The following is a 13577-nucleotide window of genomic DNA, read 5'->3' on the forward strand; positions in this document are numbered from 1 at the left end:
GTGAAGACGGCTATTGTTCCCGGCAGTTTCGACCCCATAACCAGCGGGCACCTTGATATCATCAAGAGAGCGGCGACACTTTTCGACTCGGTGGTCGTAGGGGTGGCCAAGAACGTCGCCAAGAAGCCGCTGTTTACGACAGACGAGCGGGTAGGCCTGGTCAAGAAAGCGACCAGCGATATCGCCAATGTGGCCGTAAAGGAATTTGACTCGCTACTTGTCGAATTCGCTGATAGACAGGATGCTCATGTCATCGTTAAAGGTTTAAGGGCGGTATCTGATTTTGAGCACGAGTTTCAGATGGCCCAACTAAATAGAGAGTTGAACGAAACGGTCGAGACGTTGTTTATGATGGCCAGCCCCGAGTACGCGTACTTGAGTTCCAGTTCCGTTCGGGAGATCGCCGAATATGGCGGGGCAGTAAAGGGCTTAGTGCCGCTGGTCGTCGAAGAGGCCTTAAGGAATAAGTTTTCTTCCTGATGAAAGGAGGAGGAACGAATGGATTTAGAGGCTCAAATCAATGAGCTTGAGGAAATGGTGTCCAAAGCGCGGCGGGTGCCGTTGAGCAGTTCGATCATGGTGTCGGAAAAAGGTATTTTTGACCTGATCGATCAGCTTCGCGCAAACCTGCCAGAGGAGCTTAAGCAAGCCAGGTGGATTATCAAGGAACGCAATGAGAGGCTGGACGAAGGCAAGCGCGAGGCTGACAAAATGATTGCGGAAGCCCGCATCAAGGCCGATGAGATGGTTACGGAAACGGAGGTCGTCAGAGCGGCCAAAAAGGAATCGGCTGAAATCCTGGAAGAAGCCAGGTCGAACGCCCGTAAGATCCGCTTGGAAGCCGAAGATTACGCGGATGAGAAGTTGGCCAACATGGAAGCCACACTGCATCGTATGGTTTCAACGATCCGTAAGGGCCGTGAGAAACTACAAGGAAAGGTCGAGAAGGTCCAAGACGTCGAGATGATTGAAGAAGACGCCTCGGACGAAACGCAGTTCTAGATGAGCGGATTAAGGGTTGACGTCTCGGGGCTCCTGAAAAGCACGGGGGGCGTCGAGACGCTTGTCGTTACGGAGCCTTTGCCGCCTGTTGAGAAGGGACATGACCGGATTGACGTTGTCGGTCCCGTTAGATCTGAGGTTGTTTTAAGGGAAGCGGGCGGAACGGTCTTAGCTGAAGGAACCCTGCTGACCGATGTAGTTTTGACATGCGGCCGCTGCTTAAATAAATATACGCAGCACGTCAAGCAGAAGTTCCGTGAGGTTTACAGGCCACACCGCGACTTTAACCGGGGAGATCCGGAAGAGCGCGAGGAAGAGCAGGCGTTCGCGATCGAAGAAAGCAAGATCGATTTGACGCCGCTTCTTACGCAGACGCTTGTGCTGGCTGTCCCGTTTAAGCCGTTGTGCCGGGAGGATTGCCCTGGTTTATGCCCGGTCTGCGGCGAAGCGCTTGATAAAGGAAAGCACAACCACGGAGAAACAGAAGAAGAAGAAACAGGGTATAAGGCGGCGCTAAAGCGCTATTTGGAAGAACACCCTGAGTTGGACAAGTAAATATTTGGGAGGAATCTAAAGAGATGGCAGTACCGAAGAGGAAGACCTCGAAATCACGCCGCGACAGCCGGCGGGCGCACCATAAGCTGACGGCCCCCAACACGGCGGAGTGCCCGCAGTGTCACCAGCCGAAATTGTCTCATCATGCCTGTCCTAATTGCGGCTACTACCGAGGCCGTCCGGCAATCGAAGTCGACTAGACCCGCACTTCCATGAATTCTGCGAAGATCACGATTGCAATCGACGGCCTGGGCGGCGACTACGCGCCTTTAGAGATCGTCAAAGGTGTCGCTGAATCCGCGCAGCTGCGCCCGGAGATTTTATTCATAATTACCGGCCCTGAAGCGGTCATTCACTCTGAGCTGGGCAAATATCCCTCGTCCGACAATATTAAAGTCGTTGACGCTCCCGAGCTCATAGAAATGGGCGAGGAACCGGGAAAGGCCGTCCGGGGTAAGAAAAACTCATCGATTGTCATTGGAACCGGGTTGGTTAAAGAAGGTAAGGCCGACGCTTTTATGTCGGCCGGTAATACCGGCGCGGCGATGGCGTCCGCGCTGCTGGATTTCGGCCGCATCGAAGGGATCAAGCGTCCGGCTATTGCAGTGCGGTTAACCACCAAAAAAGGCAATGTGCTTCTTCTGGACGCCGGCGCCAATGCGGACTGTAAACCGGAATACTTACCTCAGTTCGCGGTTATGGGCGCGACCTACTCGCGGGACGTATTGGGTGTGGAGAAACCGCAGGTTGGCCTGCTGAATATCGGCGGGGAAGCCGAGAAAGGCAGCCTGTTCACCAAGGAAGCGTTCAAGTTACTGAAAAACTCGCCGGTGGATTTCAGCGGCAACGTCGAAGGCAAAGAGATGTTCAACGGCGATATCGATGTGGTCGTAACGGACGGTTTTACCGGGAACGTGGTTTTGAAGATTGTTGAAGGAGTCGGCTCGCTCTTGCTAGGGATGTTGAAAAACGGCATCATGAGCAGCCCCCGCGCCAAAGCCGGCGGTTTTCTTCTGACGCCGGCGCTAATGGATATAAAGCGGGATATCGACCCGGAAGAGACAGGCGGGGCCGTATTGCTCGGACTAAACGGAGTCTGCATCATCGCGCATGGCAGTTCGTCGGCTAAAGCGATTAAGAACGCGGTGGGCGTAGCCGTCAAATCCGTTGAGAATGACGTGGTCAAGCATATTAAGCAGGGAATGTCATGATCGATTCTCCCAGGCCGAGAAAAACCAAGAAGAAACCGCCCAGCCCGATGCACATGCTGGGTTCAAAGATAAAGGACAGGGCGACAGGCCGGAAGGAACTTGTCTGGGCCGGCATAACCGGACTTGGCAGTTATGTTCCACCCAAAACGGTAACCAACAAAGACCTGGCCGCGACGATTGATACCACCGACGAATGGATCTTTGGCCGGACCGGGATTTCCGAACGTCATATCGCCGCAAAGGGTGTTAACCCGAGCGACCTCGCGGTTAAAGCGGCCAGGAAAGCGCTGAAGGACGCGGGCCGGGAAGCCGCCGACGTTGACCTGATTATAGTTACTTCGGCCTCACCAGACCAGTTGTGGCCATCGACGGCGTGTCTAGTCCAGGCAAAACTGGGCGCCGTCAATGCCAGCGCGTTCGATCTGCAAGCGGCTTGCGCGGGGTTTGTCTACGCGTTAACCGTAGGCTCCCAGTTCGTTGAAACCAGAAGGGCAAAATGCGTTCTGGTTATCGGGGCGGAGACCATGAGCCGTCTGGTTGACTGGACGGACAGGACGACTTGCGTATTGTTTGGCGACGCCGCAGGCGCCGTGGTTCTGGAACGGGTAGAGCACGGCTATGGTTTCATGGCCAGCTTCACCGGAGCCGACGGCACCGGGTCGGACCTTTTAGAGGTCCCGGCCGGCGGTTCAGCCATGCCGGCCAGCGAGGAAACCGTCGCGAAACGCATGCATTACATCAAGATGAACGGCAACGAAGTTTACAAATTCGCCGCCAGGGTTAGCTTGGAAGCAGCCGCCAACGTCTTAAGGCAGGCCGGTTTGCACCGCACGGATATAGATTTCTTTATCCCGCACCAGGCGAACGCCCGGATCACGGAAGCCGCGGCCAAAAGGCTGAAACTTCCGCCCGAAAAGGTGGTTAGCAATATTGAGAAATACGGCAACACGTCGACCGCGTCCATCCCGCTTGCGCTGGATGAACTGTGGCAAAGCGGCCGGCTCAAGTATGGTAACATCTTGCTCATGGTTGGCTTCGGCGGCGGTTTGACCTGGGGCGCCAATGTCATCCGTTGGGCGAAGAAACATTAGAAGGGGGCAACCAAGTATATGGACTATCAGCTGACTGAAGAGCAGCAGATGATTAAAGACTTAACAAGGACTATCGCCGAAGATAAAGTTCTGCCTGTCAGGGCGGAGCTTGACGAGAAAGAAGAGTACCCGACAGAGATTATGAAGGTCATGGCTGATTCGGATCTTTTCCGAGTTTTCGTGCCCGAGGAATACGAAGGCTTGGGCGGCGGGGTAATGGAAGAGTGCATCATAATCGAGGAGGTCAGCCGGGTTTGCGGCGGCGTCGCTTTGAGCTACGCGGCGACCTTGCTGGGCACGATACCGATTCTACTGTTCGGCGACGAAGACCAGAAGAAGAAATACCTGACGAAAGTCGCGGGGGGTTCGCTGGCCGCTTTTGGTTTGACCGAAGCCAGTGCCGGTTCGGACGCCTCCAACATGACGACAACCGCGACCGCGGACGGGGACTTCTATGTCTTGAACGGCACCAAGCAATGGATTACCAACGGCGGTCAGGCGGACGTCTATACGATCATCGCCATGACGGACAAGTCCAAGGGCAGCCGGGGTGCTTCAGCCATAATCGTGGAAAAAGGAACAGACGGTTTTACCTTCGGCAAGAAAGAAAAAAAGATGGGTATACGGTCGTCGGCGACCACTGAACTGATCTTTGACAACTGCCGCGTGCCCAAGGCGAATCTACTAAGCAAGGAAGGTATGGGTTTTGTTATCGCTCTGAAGACGCTGGACCTTTCCCGGCCCGGCGTGGCCGCCCAAGCACTGGGAATCGCCCAGGGGGCTTTTGAGGAAGCGCTTAAGTTCGCCAAGGAGAGAGAGCAGGGAGGCCAGCCGGTCATACAATATCAGGCGGTCGGACACATGCTGGCCGATATGGCTATGCAGATCGAAGCGGCCAGAGCGCTAACCTATGCGGTAGCGCGGACGATTGATTCGGGAGAAAAAACCTATACCAAGCACGCCAGTATGGCCAAGTGCTTCGCTTCCGACGTCGCCATGAAGGTAACGACCGATGCCGTTCAAATTATGGGCGGACATGGCTACATGCGCGAATACCCGGTTGAGAAGATGATGCGGGACGCGAAGATTACCCAGATCTACGAGGGCACGAACCAGATTCAGAGAAACGTCATCCAGGCTGCCTTGATCAAAGAGGCAATAAACAAATGAATCTGGTCGTCCTCATAAAGCAGGTGCCGGGGTCGACCGACATAAAGGTCGATCCTGAGACAAATACCCTAATCAGAGACGGCGTCGAAGCCGTCATCAACCCGTTCGACACCTATGCGGTCGAGGAAGCGGTTCGCCTGAAAGAAGCGCACGGCGGCACGGTGACGGTCATTACGATGGGGCCGCCACAGGCCGCTGAGGCCTTACGACAGGCTGTGGCCGTCGGCGCCGACCGGGGGATTTTGGTTTCCGATAGGGCTTTCGCGGGCGCCGATACCCTGGCGACCTCGTATACTTTAGCCGAGGCAATCAAAAAGGCCGGCCCCGCGGACGTGATTATCTGTGGCAAGCAAACCATCGACGGGGATACCGGCCAGGTAGGCCCGGAAATAGCGACCCACCTAAATATTCCGTTCGCGACCTATATCAAGAAAATAGAGAACGCCGGCGAAGGCAGGATGCGCGTCGAGCGCTTGGTTGAGGACGGCTACGAAGTATTGGACGTTCCATTGCCCTGCCTGATCACGGTGGTTAAAGAGATCAACGAACCCCGGCTTCCCTCACTCCGGGGCATTATGGCGGCTAAAAAGGTTGAGATAGAAACCTGGACGGCCGAGGACCTAGGCGGCGACGGGAAAAGGTACGGTTTGTCGGGCTCGCCGACGCAAGTCGTCGAGTCATTTGTGCCGCAAAGGGACAAGACCGGCGAGATATTTACCGGCTCATTGGAGCATCAGATCGACCAGCTCGTCAGCAAGCTGAAGGAAGCGGGTGTTCTCTAGATGGCCGTGAAGGTAACCAAAAAGTGCATCGGGTGCGGCGTTTGCGTCGATGTTTGCCCCTATAGCGCGCTTGAACTATTTGAAGGTCAGGCAATTGTTAGCGGACACTGCACGGTCTGCGGCGCCTGCGCCGAAATCTGCCCGGTCGACGCCATTGTCATCGAGGGCACGGCTTCGGAAGGGCTGGCCGCCCAGACCAAAACGGATTGGAGCGGTATTTGGGTGCTCGCTGAAACCGATGGCGGCAATATCGCCCCGGTGGCGCTGGAGTTACTGCACGAGGCGGACCAGCTGGCAGCGGAATTGAAGGAACCGGTTTCGGCTATTCTTATCGGTTCCGGAGTTACGGATCTGGCTAAGACCTGTGCCGCGAACGGAGCGAGCAAGGTTTACGTCGTCGATAACGAGGCCATGAAAAACAACCTTGTTGAGCCTATGACAAGGGTGCTTGTGGATATTATCAGCCGGGAGAAACCGGCCGTTCTCTTGGCGGGGGCGACGGTGCTCGGCCGGACGCTAATGCCGGCGGCGGCGGCGGTTCTGGAAACCGGATTAACGGCCGATTGTACGGCTCTGGCCATCGATACCGAGACGAAGCTCTTGAGGCAGACGCGTCCCACGTTCGGCGGCAATCTTATGGCGACTATCATCTGTCCGGAACGACGTCCCCAGATGGCGACCGTCAGGCCGCATGTCTTTAAGAAAGGTGAGCCGGATAGCTCAAGGACCGCCGACACAGTCCAGGTCAAACTCGACCCGGCCTTGTTTGCGTCCAAAATTACGTTCGTCGACAAACACACGGAGTTGGCGGCCGACGAAAAGCTGGAGGACGCCGAGGTTATCGTGGCCGGCGGCCGGGGCATGGGCAAGCCGGAGAATCTTCAGATTCTGAACGAGCTGGCCAAACTGTTCCACGGCGCCGTCGGGTCATCCAGGCCGCTGGTCGACGAAGGCTGGCTGCCGTATGTGCATCAAGTTGGACAAACTGGTAAGACAGTCTGTCCGAAACTTTATCTCGCCTGCGGCATTTCGGGAGCTATTCAGCACGCGGCCGGCATGGCGACCTCGGAAGTCATAGTTGCCGTCAACCGCGACGCCGACGCGCCGATCTTTGACCTTGCCGATTATGGTATCGTCGGCGACGTGAACGAAGTCCTCCCCGCGCTGCTGGAAAGGCTAAAAAAGGAGCGCGCTTAGCATGGGCGGCAAGACCGCTATTATGTTTCCAGGCCAGGGCAGCCAGGCAGTCGGCATGGGCAGGGATATCTGCGCCATTCATCCCGAGGCCGCGGCCGTTTTCGACCGGGCCGACCAACTTTTGAACCGGGATCTGACCGAGCTCATCTTCGACGGGCCGGCTGAAATCTTAAACGAGACCGTTAATACGCAGCTCGCAGTGTACGCAATGAATCATGCTGCTTATGTTTTATACAAGAAGTCAGGGCGTCCCGCCGATTTTTCCCTAGGCCACAGCCTGGGCGAATACAACGCTTTGGTCGCGGCGCGGGTGATTGATTTCGACGAAGGCCTGGCGCTGGTCGCCGAACGAGGCAGTCTGATGCAGGAAGCCGCGTCCCGGCGCAGCGGCAAGATGCTAGCCGTCTTAGGACTCGAAGACGACGAGGTCAGCCGAATCGTCTCAGACGCCCCTAGTGGCGGATTCTTAAGCGTCGCCAACTACAATTGTCCCGGCCAGGTTGTCGTGTCGGGCGAATCAACGGCGGTTGACGTGTTAAAGGAAAGGTTCGCCGACGCCGGCGCCAAGAAGGTCGTCGAGCTGAATGTGAGCGGCGGCTTTCATTCGCCCTTGATGGCCGCGGCGGCCGACGAATTCAAGGAGGACCTTAATAACGCGGAGTTCGCGCAGGCTTCAATCCCTGTTTGCTCTAACTTCACGGGTGAATTGTCAAGTGATCCGGAGGTTCTCCGGGACGCTCTGAAACAACAAATGACCGGCTCGGTTCAATGGACGAAGTCGGTCAAGACGGTGATGAACGCGGGAGCCGGCAGATTTGTCGAGCTAGGCGAGGGCAAGATCCTGAGCGGTTTGGTAAAACGGATTGCCGGTTCTGACGCGTCGATAGATAACGGGAGGAACGCTTATGAATAACCTTAAGGGCAAGGTAGCCGTAATTACGGGCGGAGCGCGCGGCATCGGCGCGGCTATCGCGCGAAGGCTGGCCGGCGAGGGCGCCGATATCGTTGTCAACGACATCGCCGCGGGGGATACGGCCGACCAACTGGTCGCGGAATTAACCGCCGCCGGGGTCAGGGCGAATTTCATCGCCGCCGACATTTCCAAATCGGTCGAGGCCAAGCGGTTGATCGAGGAGTCGATTGCGGCCATGGGCCGGATAGACGTTCTGGTAAACAACGCCGGTATAACTCGCGATAATCTGATTATGAGGATGAGCGAAGAGGAATGGGACGCGGTCATAGCCGTGAACTTGAAGGGAACCTTCAACTGTATTCAGGCGGTTACCAGGCCGATGCTCAAACAACGCTCGGGAGCGATCGTGAATCTGGCCAGCGTCGTCGGCGTCGCCGGGAATCCCGGCCAGGCCAATTATTCGGCCTCCAAAGCCGGCGTTATCGGACTGACCAAAACCGCCGCCAAAGAGCTGGCTTCTCGGGGAATCCGCGTAAACGCAGTCGCGCCGGGCTTTATCGAAACCGACATGACCAAGAAGCTGCCCGAGGAGTATTCAGGTAAGTTGAAAGAGCTGATTCCGCTCGGCGTATTCGGCGCGCCCGAGAACGTCGCCGACGTGGTTACTTTTCTGGCCGGAGACGACGCGGCTTACGTAACAGGCGAGGTCATTAAGATAGACGGCGGCCTGTTTATTTAGCTAAGAGCCTAGAGCCTAGAGCGGACAAAAGCTCTCCGCCCTGTGCCCTATGCTAAACGACCGGGTATAATGTAAACTCTTAACATTATGTGCTTTAAGGAGGTGGATTCATGGATCGCGATCAGGTATTTGAGAAAGTTAAGGAACTAATCGTCGAGCACTTAGGCGTAAACGAAGCGCAGATAAAACCGGAGGCGACCTTCGCCGACGACCTAGGCGCCGATTCCTTGGACATCGTCGAGCTGGTTATGGCTATGGAGGAGAAGTTCGGGGCGGAAATCTCGGACGAGGCCGCCCAGAAGATCGCCACCGTCGGCGACGCAGTCCAGTATATAGTTGACCAGCAAGGTTAGTCCCCGCTTTAAGGAGACGCGTATTTGTCGCAACGTGTAGTCATTTCCGGCGTAGGCGTAATCGCGCCGAACGGGTTGGGTAAAGAGACTTTCTGGAACGCCCTGACGTCGGGCAAGTCAGGCATCGGCAAGATCACTTGCTTTGACGCCAGCTCTTATCCCGCCCGTATCGCCGGCGAGGTAACCGATTTTGACCCGGCGGAATACCTCGACCACAAAGAAATCCGTCGTTTGGATAGGTTCTGCCACTTTGCGGTGGCTGCTTCAGGCATGGCTTTAGGAGACGCGGGCCTAAGCGACGGCGCGTTCGTTCCGGAACGGGCCGGCGTTATCGTAAGCTCCGGCATCGGCGGAATAATAACGATGGAAAAACAGCACGTGGTCCTGCTTGAACAAGGGCCGCGGCGGTTAAGTCCTTTTGTCGTACCGATGATGATCGTGAATATGGCCTCAGGCCATGTCAGCATCCGTTACGGTTTGAAAGGGCCGAATATGTGCATCGTTACCGCTTGCGCGACCGGCACCAACTCAATCGGTGAGGCCTTCCGGATGGTTAAGAATGGCCTAGCCGATGTTATGCTGGCCGGAGGCGCCGAAGCGGCCATCAGCGGCTTAGGTATCGGCGGTTTCTGCGCGGCCAAGACCTTGTCCACCCGGAATGACGAACCCGAGCGCGCCAGCCGGCCGTTCGATAAAGACCGGGACGGCTTCGTCATGGGCGAAGGCTGCGGCGTCGTCGTTTTGGAGGAGTTGTCGCACGCTTTGAACCGTGGCGCGAACATATACGCGGAGGTCGCGGGCTATGGCGCGACCGCGGACGCCTATCACATGACGACGCCTGACCTCGACGGGGACGGCGCGACAAGAGCGATGACGTTGGCGGTCGAGGAATCCGGTTTGAAACCTACGGATATCGATTACATCAACGCGCACGGCACCTCCACGGACTACAATGACAAGATTGAAACGCTGGCAGTCAAGAAGGTTTTCGGCGACTACGCTTACAAGATTGCTTTAAGCTCGACCAAGTCGATGACCGGTCATCTATTGGGGGCGGCCGGAGGCGTGGAAGCCGTTGTGACCGCCCTGGCCGTTAAATCGGGCGTTATCCCGCCGACGATCAACTACGAGAACCCGGATCCCGAATGTGACCTGGACTATACGCCGAACAAAGCGGTCAAACGGGAAATCAAAGCGGCCATGTCCAACTCATTCGGTTTCGGCGGCCAGAACGCGGTGCTTCTTTTTAAGGCATTTACGGCCTGATGAGCGGTTTGAAACAAGCCGCTGCCGATTTGGGGCTGGATTTTAATAACGAGAAACTTCTCCGGCAAGCCTTAACTCATCTTTCGAATGTCTACGAACACAATCTTCCGCTCCTCGACTCCAACGAGAAACTGGAATTCCTTGGCGACACGATACTCGGCTACGTCATCACTAACATAATCTATGCCCGCTTCCCGGATCTGTCGGAGGGACAGTTGTCTAAGTTCAGGGCGCGATTGGTTAACACGGGCATACTCGCCGATGTGGCCAGGGAAATAAACCTTGGCAGCCATCTGCTCCTGGGGCACGGCGAGGAGGTCAGCGGCGGCCGCGACAAGACGTCGATCTTGGCCAACAGCTTCGAGGCGATTATCGGAGCCTATTATCTCGACCAGGGATTGGACGCCGCGCACGATTTCATCTTCAGATTGTTTGAAAAGCGAGTCGACGAGGAGAGCACCAAAGAAGCGTCGGCCGACTTTAAAACGCGGCTGCAGGAGCTGACCGTTAAGAAATTCGGCCTGGCGCCGGAGTACAATATATATAAGGAAACCGGCCCGGACCATCACAAAATGTTCCACGCCCAGGTGTCGGTCGGCCGTCACGTTTACGGTAAGGGCAAGGGGACGAGCAAGAAAGAAGCCGAACAGGCCGCCGCGAAGGAAGCGCTGCAGATTTTGGAGTAAATGTGGGAAGGAAGAAACGCGTGCTGACCGCTGTAATGATAACCGTCGCCGTCATCGCATTTATCATATTATTGCTGCCCGTCGCCGCCGGCCGGTTATTTTCGCGCGTAGAAGAGGTCAAAGACCCGGTTAAGGCCAAAGCGAACGGCCGGCAGTTGCTCAAAGACGCTCGTGTTGTCCTGGCGGTTGGCGCCCACCCCGACGACCTGGAATACTACACGGGCGGCACATTGGCGGTCCTGGCGGCGGAGGGCAAGACCGTCATCGGGGTTCTGTCCGCGGACAAATCAAATATTCAGGCAACGCGGCGCGCCGAATCGCGTAAGGCGGCCAGCCTCCTCGGCTATAAGCCTTTGTTCATGGGACACTTTGAACGCGGCTTTAACGGCGGATTGTCAGACAAAGACAGGGCGGAAATCCGGCGGGAGCTTAAGGATATCATAAAGAAATATAAGGTCGACACGGTTCTCGCCTACGATTACGCCGATCAGGGGCCGGTGTATCATCACATCGATCACATTGTGACCGGCCGGGAAGCGCGGGCAGCCGCCAAAGAAGCAGGCGTCAAGAACGTTTATCTCTATTTCTCCGCCAGTCCCGACACGACCGTCGATATCTCCAGCGTCGTAGCCAAGAAATCCGAAGCGATGGCTGCGCACGTCAGCCAGCGAAACAAATGGTATATGGCGCCGCTAAGATTGATATTCGGTTGGGCTCAGCCGGCCAGGTCGGCCGGCAATGGGGACACCCAGGGCGAGGCGACCGGCACCGCGACGTCGGACGACCACCGCTTCGGTAACACCGAATCTTTTCGCAGATTATAAGAAAAAGCACTTCACAGCCACCGTCCGTTTATTATAGAATATGATTTATCCCATTTTTACGTGGGCATTCTTAATTATTCTCATTTTCAAGGAAAGAGGAGCGCATGGACCGCATCAGCAGAACGATGAAAGAGGGCATTTCCAAAGCGCCTCAGCGAGCCCTGCTGAAGGCCGTCGGTCTGTCGGACGACGACATCAGAAAGCCTCTGATCGGCATCGCCAACTCCTTCAACGACATAGTGCCGGGCCATATACAGTTGGACAGGATTGCCGGAATGGTCAAGGAGGGCGTGCGCGAAGCGGGCGGCACGCCGCTTGAGTTTTCGACCATCGGCATCTGTGACGGCATCGCCATGAGCCACGCCGGCATGAAATATTCCCTTCCCAGCCGGGAGATTATCGCCGATTCCGTGGAAGCGATGGCGCGGGCGCACGCTTTCGACGCGCTTGTCCTTGTCGCCAACTGCGACAAGATTGTCCCCGGAATGATAATGGGCGCGCTCAGGGTAAATATTCCCACGATTTTAATCAGCGGCGGACCGATGCTGGCGGGCACCTATAAAGGCAAGAAAGTTGATTTGATCAGTATGTTCGACGGTGTTGGTAAAGTCAGCGCCGGCGTTATGACTGAAAAAGAACTGTGTGAACTGGAAGCGGTCGCCTGTCCGGGCTGCGGCTCCTGCGCCGGTCTGTTTACGGCTAACTCGATGAACTGCCTGACCGAGGTCTTGGGCATTGGTTTGCCCGGCAACGGCACGATTCCCGCCGTCTATAAGGAGCGGATGAGTCTCGCTAAAACGGCGGGCATGGCCGTTATGAACCTCTTGGCGAAGGACATTAAGCCGGGGGACCTGATAACGCAAAAGTCCCTGAGAAACGCGATTATTACCGATATGGCGCTGGGCGGTTCGACAAATACCGTGCTCCACCTGGCCGCCATCGCCTACGAGGCCGGTCTTGATTTCGATTTGAACATGGTCAACGAGATAAACTCAAAGACACCGAACCTATGCCACATCAGCCCGTCCGGTGAGGACCGGATGGAAGACTTATATGAGGCGGGCGGCATCTCGGCGGTCTTGAACGAGTTGAATAAACGGAACCTGCTCGACACGACGAGCTTGAACGCCAACGGGCGGACGATGGCGGAAAATATCAAGGATACACCAGTGAAGGACCACAAAGTCATCAGACCGATTGACGATCCATACACGCCGACAGGCGGATTGACGGTTCTCTGGGGCAATCTGGCCAAAGACGGCGCCGTCGTCAAACAAGCTGCCGTCAATCCCGAGATCCTGGTTTACTCCGGTAGCGCCAGGGTTTTCGACAGCGAGGAAACCGCGGCCGCGGCAATCCTGGCCAACGAGATTAAACCGGGTGACGTCGTCGTCGTCCGGTATGAAGGGCCGAAAGGCGGGCCGGGCATGCAAGAGATGCTGGCTCCGACATCGGCCTTGAGCGGCCTCGGCCTGGACACAAAGGTCGCGCTGGTCACAGACGGCCGGTTCTCCGGCGGCTCGCGCGGCTGCGCCATCGGGCACGTCTCCCCCGAAGCCATGGAGGGCGGCTTGATTGCGTTGGTCGAGGAGGGCGACACGATAGAGATAGACATTCCGAACAGATCGATTAACCTGGCGGTTGACGAAGCTGAGATAGCCAAGCGGCGGTCGCGGTGGACCGCGCCGCCGGTCAAAGTGAAGACGGGATATCTGGCGCTGTACGCGAGATTGGTTTCTTCGGCCAACCGCGGCGCCGTTATCGAAAGATAGGAAAAGGAGGGAAGGG

The 13577-nt window shown here is 56.5% G+C and carries 16 protein-coding genes; all 16 read left to right on the forward strand.

Annotation, left to right across the window (positions count from 1 at the left end; genetic code table 11):
* Positions 1-480 carry a pantetheine-phosphate adenylyltransferase gene (gene coaD, locus WC891_05545; protein MFA5867409.1) on the forward strand — a complete coding sequence of 160 codons (480 nt, stop codon included), beginning with the start codon at positions 1-3 and terminating at the stop codon, positions 478-480.
* An 18-nt stretch (positions 481-498) separates the two neighbouring features.
* The gene (locus tag WC891_05550) at positions 499-1002 is read left to right on the forward strand and encodes an ATPase (GenBank protein MFA5867410.1); all 504 of its coding nucleotides are present in this window, start codon (positions 499-501) and stop codon (positions 1000-1002) included.
* Positions 1003-1557, forward strand: coding sequence for a DUF177 domain-containing protein (locus tag WC891_05555; GenBank protein MFA5867411.1), 555 nt, complete (start codon positions 1003-1005; stop codon positions 1555-1557).
* A 23-nt stretch (positions 1558-1580) separates the two neighbouring features.
* Positions 1581-1757, forward strand: coding sequence for a 50S ribosomal protein L32 (gene rpmF, locus WC891_05560; GenBank protein ID MFA5867412.1), 177 nt, complete (start codon positions 1581-1583; stop codon positions 1755-1757).
* A gap of 27 nt (positions 1758-1784) precedes the next feature.
* Positions 1785-2768 (forward strand): phosphate acyltransferase PlsX, encoded by a 984-nt coding sequence (plsX, locus tag WC891_05565; protein MFA5867413.1) that lies wholly within the window; start codon positions 1785-1787, stop codon positions 2766-2768.
* A gap of 53 nt (positions 2769-2821) precedes the next feature.
* Complete coding sequence (locus WC891_05570) at positions 2822-3859, forward strand: beta-ketoacyl-ACP synthase III (GenBank protein MFA5867414.1); 1038 nt, start codon at positions 2822-2824, stop codon at positions 3857-3859.
* Positions 3860-3877: 18 nt separating this feature from the next.
* Positions 3878-5029 (forward strand): acyl-CoA dehydrogenase family protein, encoded by a 1152-nt coding sequence (locus WC891_05575; protein ID MFA5867415.1) that lies wholly within the window; start codon positions 3878-3880, stop codon positions 5027-5029.
* Positions 5026-5811, forward strand: a complete 786-nt coding sequence (locus WC891_05580; GenBank protein MFA5867416.1) for an electron transfer flavoprotein subunit beta/FixA family protein — start codon at positions 5026-5028, stop codon at positions 5809-5811. The genes WC891_05575 and WC891_05580 overlap by 4 nt, the downstream gene beginning before the upstream one ends.
* Positions 5812-7008, forward strand: a complete 1197-nt coding sequence (locus tag WC891_05585; protein ID MFA5867417.1) for an electron transfer flavoprotein subunit alpha — start codon at positions 5812-5814, stop codon at positions 7006-7008. It abuts the gene before it with no gap.
* Position 7009: 1 nt separating this feature from the next.
* Complete coding sequence (gene fabD, locus WC891_05590) at positions 7010-7921, forward strand: ACP S-malonyltransferase (protein ID MFA5867418.1); 912 nt, start codon at positions 7010-7012, stop codon at positions 7919-7921.
* Positions 7914-8660, forward strand: coding sequence for a 3-oxoacyl-[acyl-carrier-protein] reductase (gene fabG / locus WC891_05595; GenBank protein MFA5867419.1), 747 nt, complete (start codon positions 7914-7916; stop codon positions 8658-8660). The genes fabD and fabG overlap by 8 nt, the downstream gene beginning before the upstream one ends.
* Before the next feature lie 110 nt (positions 8661-8770).
* Positions 8771-9013: an acyl carrier protein gene (gene acpP, locus WC891_05600; GenBank protein MFA5867420.1), complete on the forward strand. Its 243-nt coding sequence runs from the start codon at positions 8771-8773 to the stop codon at positions 9011-9013.
* 24 nt (positions 9014-9037) lie between these two features.
* Positions 9038-10279 (forward strand): beta-ketoacyl-ACP synthase II, encoded by a 1242-nt coding sequence (gene fabF / locus WC891_05605; protein MFA5867421.1) that lies wholly within the window; start codon positions 9038-9040, stop codon positions 10277-10279.
* Positions 10279-10965, forward strand: a complete 687-nt coding sequence (rnc, locus tag WC891_05610; GenBank protein ID MFA5867422.1) for a ribonuclease III — start codon at positions 10279-10281, stop codon at positions 10963-10965. Before fabF ends, rnc begins: the two co-directional genes overlap by 1 nt.
* A gap of 2 nt (positions 10966-10967) precedes the next feature.
* Complete coding sequence (locus WC891_05615) at positions 10968-11789, forward strand: PIG-L deacetylase family protein (protein MFA5867423.1); 822 nt, start codon at positions 10968-10970, stop codon at positions 11787-11789.
* Between the two features lie 104 nt (positions 11790-11893).
* A complete protein-coding gene (gene ilvD / locus WC891_05620) occupies positions 11894-13561 on the forward strand; it encodes a dihydroxy-acid dehydratase (GenBank protein ID MFA5867424.1) in 1668 nt (555 codons plus the stop codon).
* Positions 13562-13577 lie beyond the last annotated feature (16 nt).

The sequence above is a fragment of the Actinomycetota bacterium genome (assembly GCA_041658625.1).
Classification (GTDB): Bacteria; Actinomycetota; JAHEXW01; order JAHEXW01; family JAHEXW01; genus JBAZZW01.

What these genes read in the sequence shown, in the direction of transcription:
- WC891_05550 (MFA5867410.1), top strand. Translation starts at nt 499, where the DNA reads ATGGATTTAGAGGCTCAAATCAATGAGCTTGAGGAAATGGTGTCCAAA.
- WC891_05555 (MFA5867411.1), top strand. Translation starts at nt 1,003, where the DNA reads ATGAGCGGATTAAGGGTTGACGTCTCGGGGCTCCTGAAAAGCACGGGG.
- rpmF (MFA5867412.1), top strand. Translation starts at nt 1,581, where the DNA reads ATGGCAGTACCGAAGAGGAAGACCTCGAAATCACGCCGCGACAGCCGG.
- WC891_05570 (MFA5867414.1), top strand. Translation starts at nt 2,822, where the DNA reads ATGCTGGGTTCAAAGATAAAGGACAGGGCGACAGGCCGGAAGGAACTT.
- WC891_05575 (MFA5867415.1), top strand. Translation starts at nt 3,878, where the DNA reads ATGGACTATCAGCTGACTGAAGAGCAGCAGATGATTAAAGACTTAACA.
- WC891_05580 (MFA5867416.1), top strand. Translation starts at nt 5,026, where the DNA reads ATGAATCTGGTCGTCCTCATAAAGCAGGTGCCGGGGTCGACCGACATA.
- WC891_05585 (MFA5867417.1), top strand. Translation starts at nt 5,812, where the DNA reads ATGGCCGTGAAGGTAACCAAAAAGTGCATCGGGTGCGGCGTTTGCGTC.
- fabD (MFA5867418.1), top strand. Translation starts at nt 7,010, where the DNA reads ATGGGCGGCAAGACCGCTATTATGTTTCCAGGCCAGGGCAGCCAGGCA.
- fabG (MFA5867419.1), top strand. Translation starts at nt 7,914, where the DNA reads ATGAATAACCTTAAGGGCAAGGTAGCCGTAATTACGGGCGGAGCGCGC.
- acpP (MFA5867420.1), top strand. Translation starts at nt 8,771, where the DNA reads ATGGATCGCGATCAGGTATTTGAGAAAGTTAAGGAACTAATCGTCGAG.
- rnc (MFA5867422.1), top strand. Translation starts at nt 10,279, where the DNA reads ATGAGCGGTTTGAAACAAGCCGCTGCCGATTTGGGGCTGGATTTTAAT.
- ilvD (MFA5867424.1), top strand. Translation starts at nt 11,894, where the DNA reads ATGGACCGCATCAGCAGAACGATGAAAGAGGGCATTTCCAAAGCGCCT.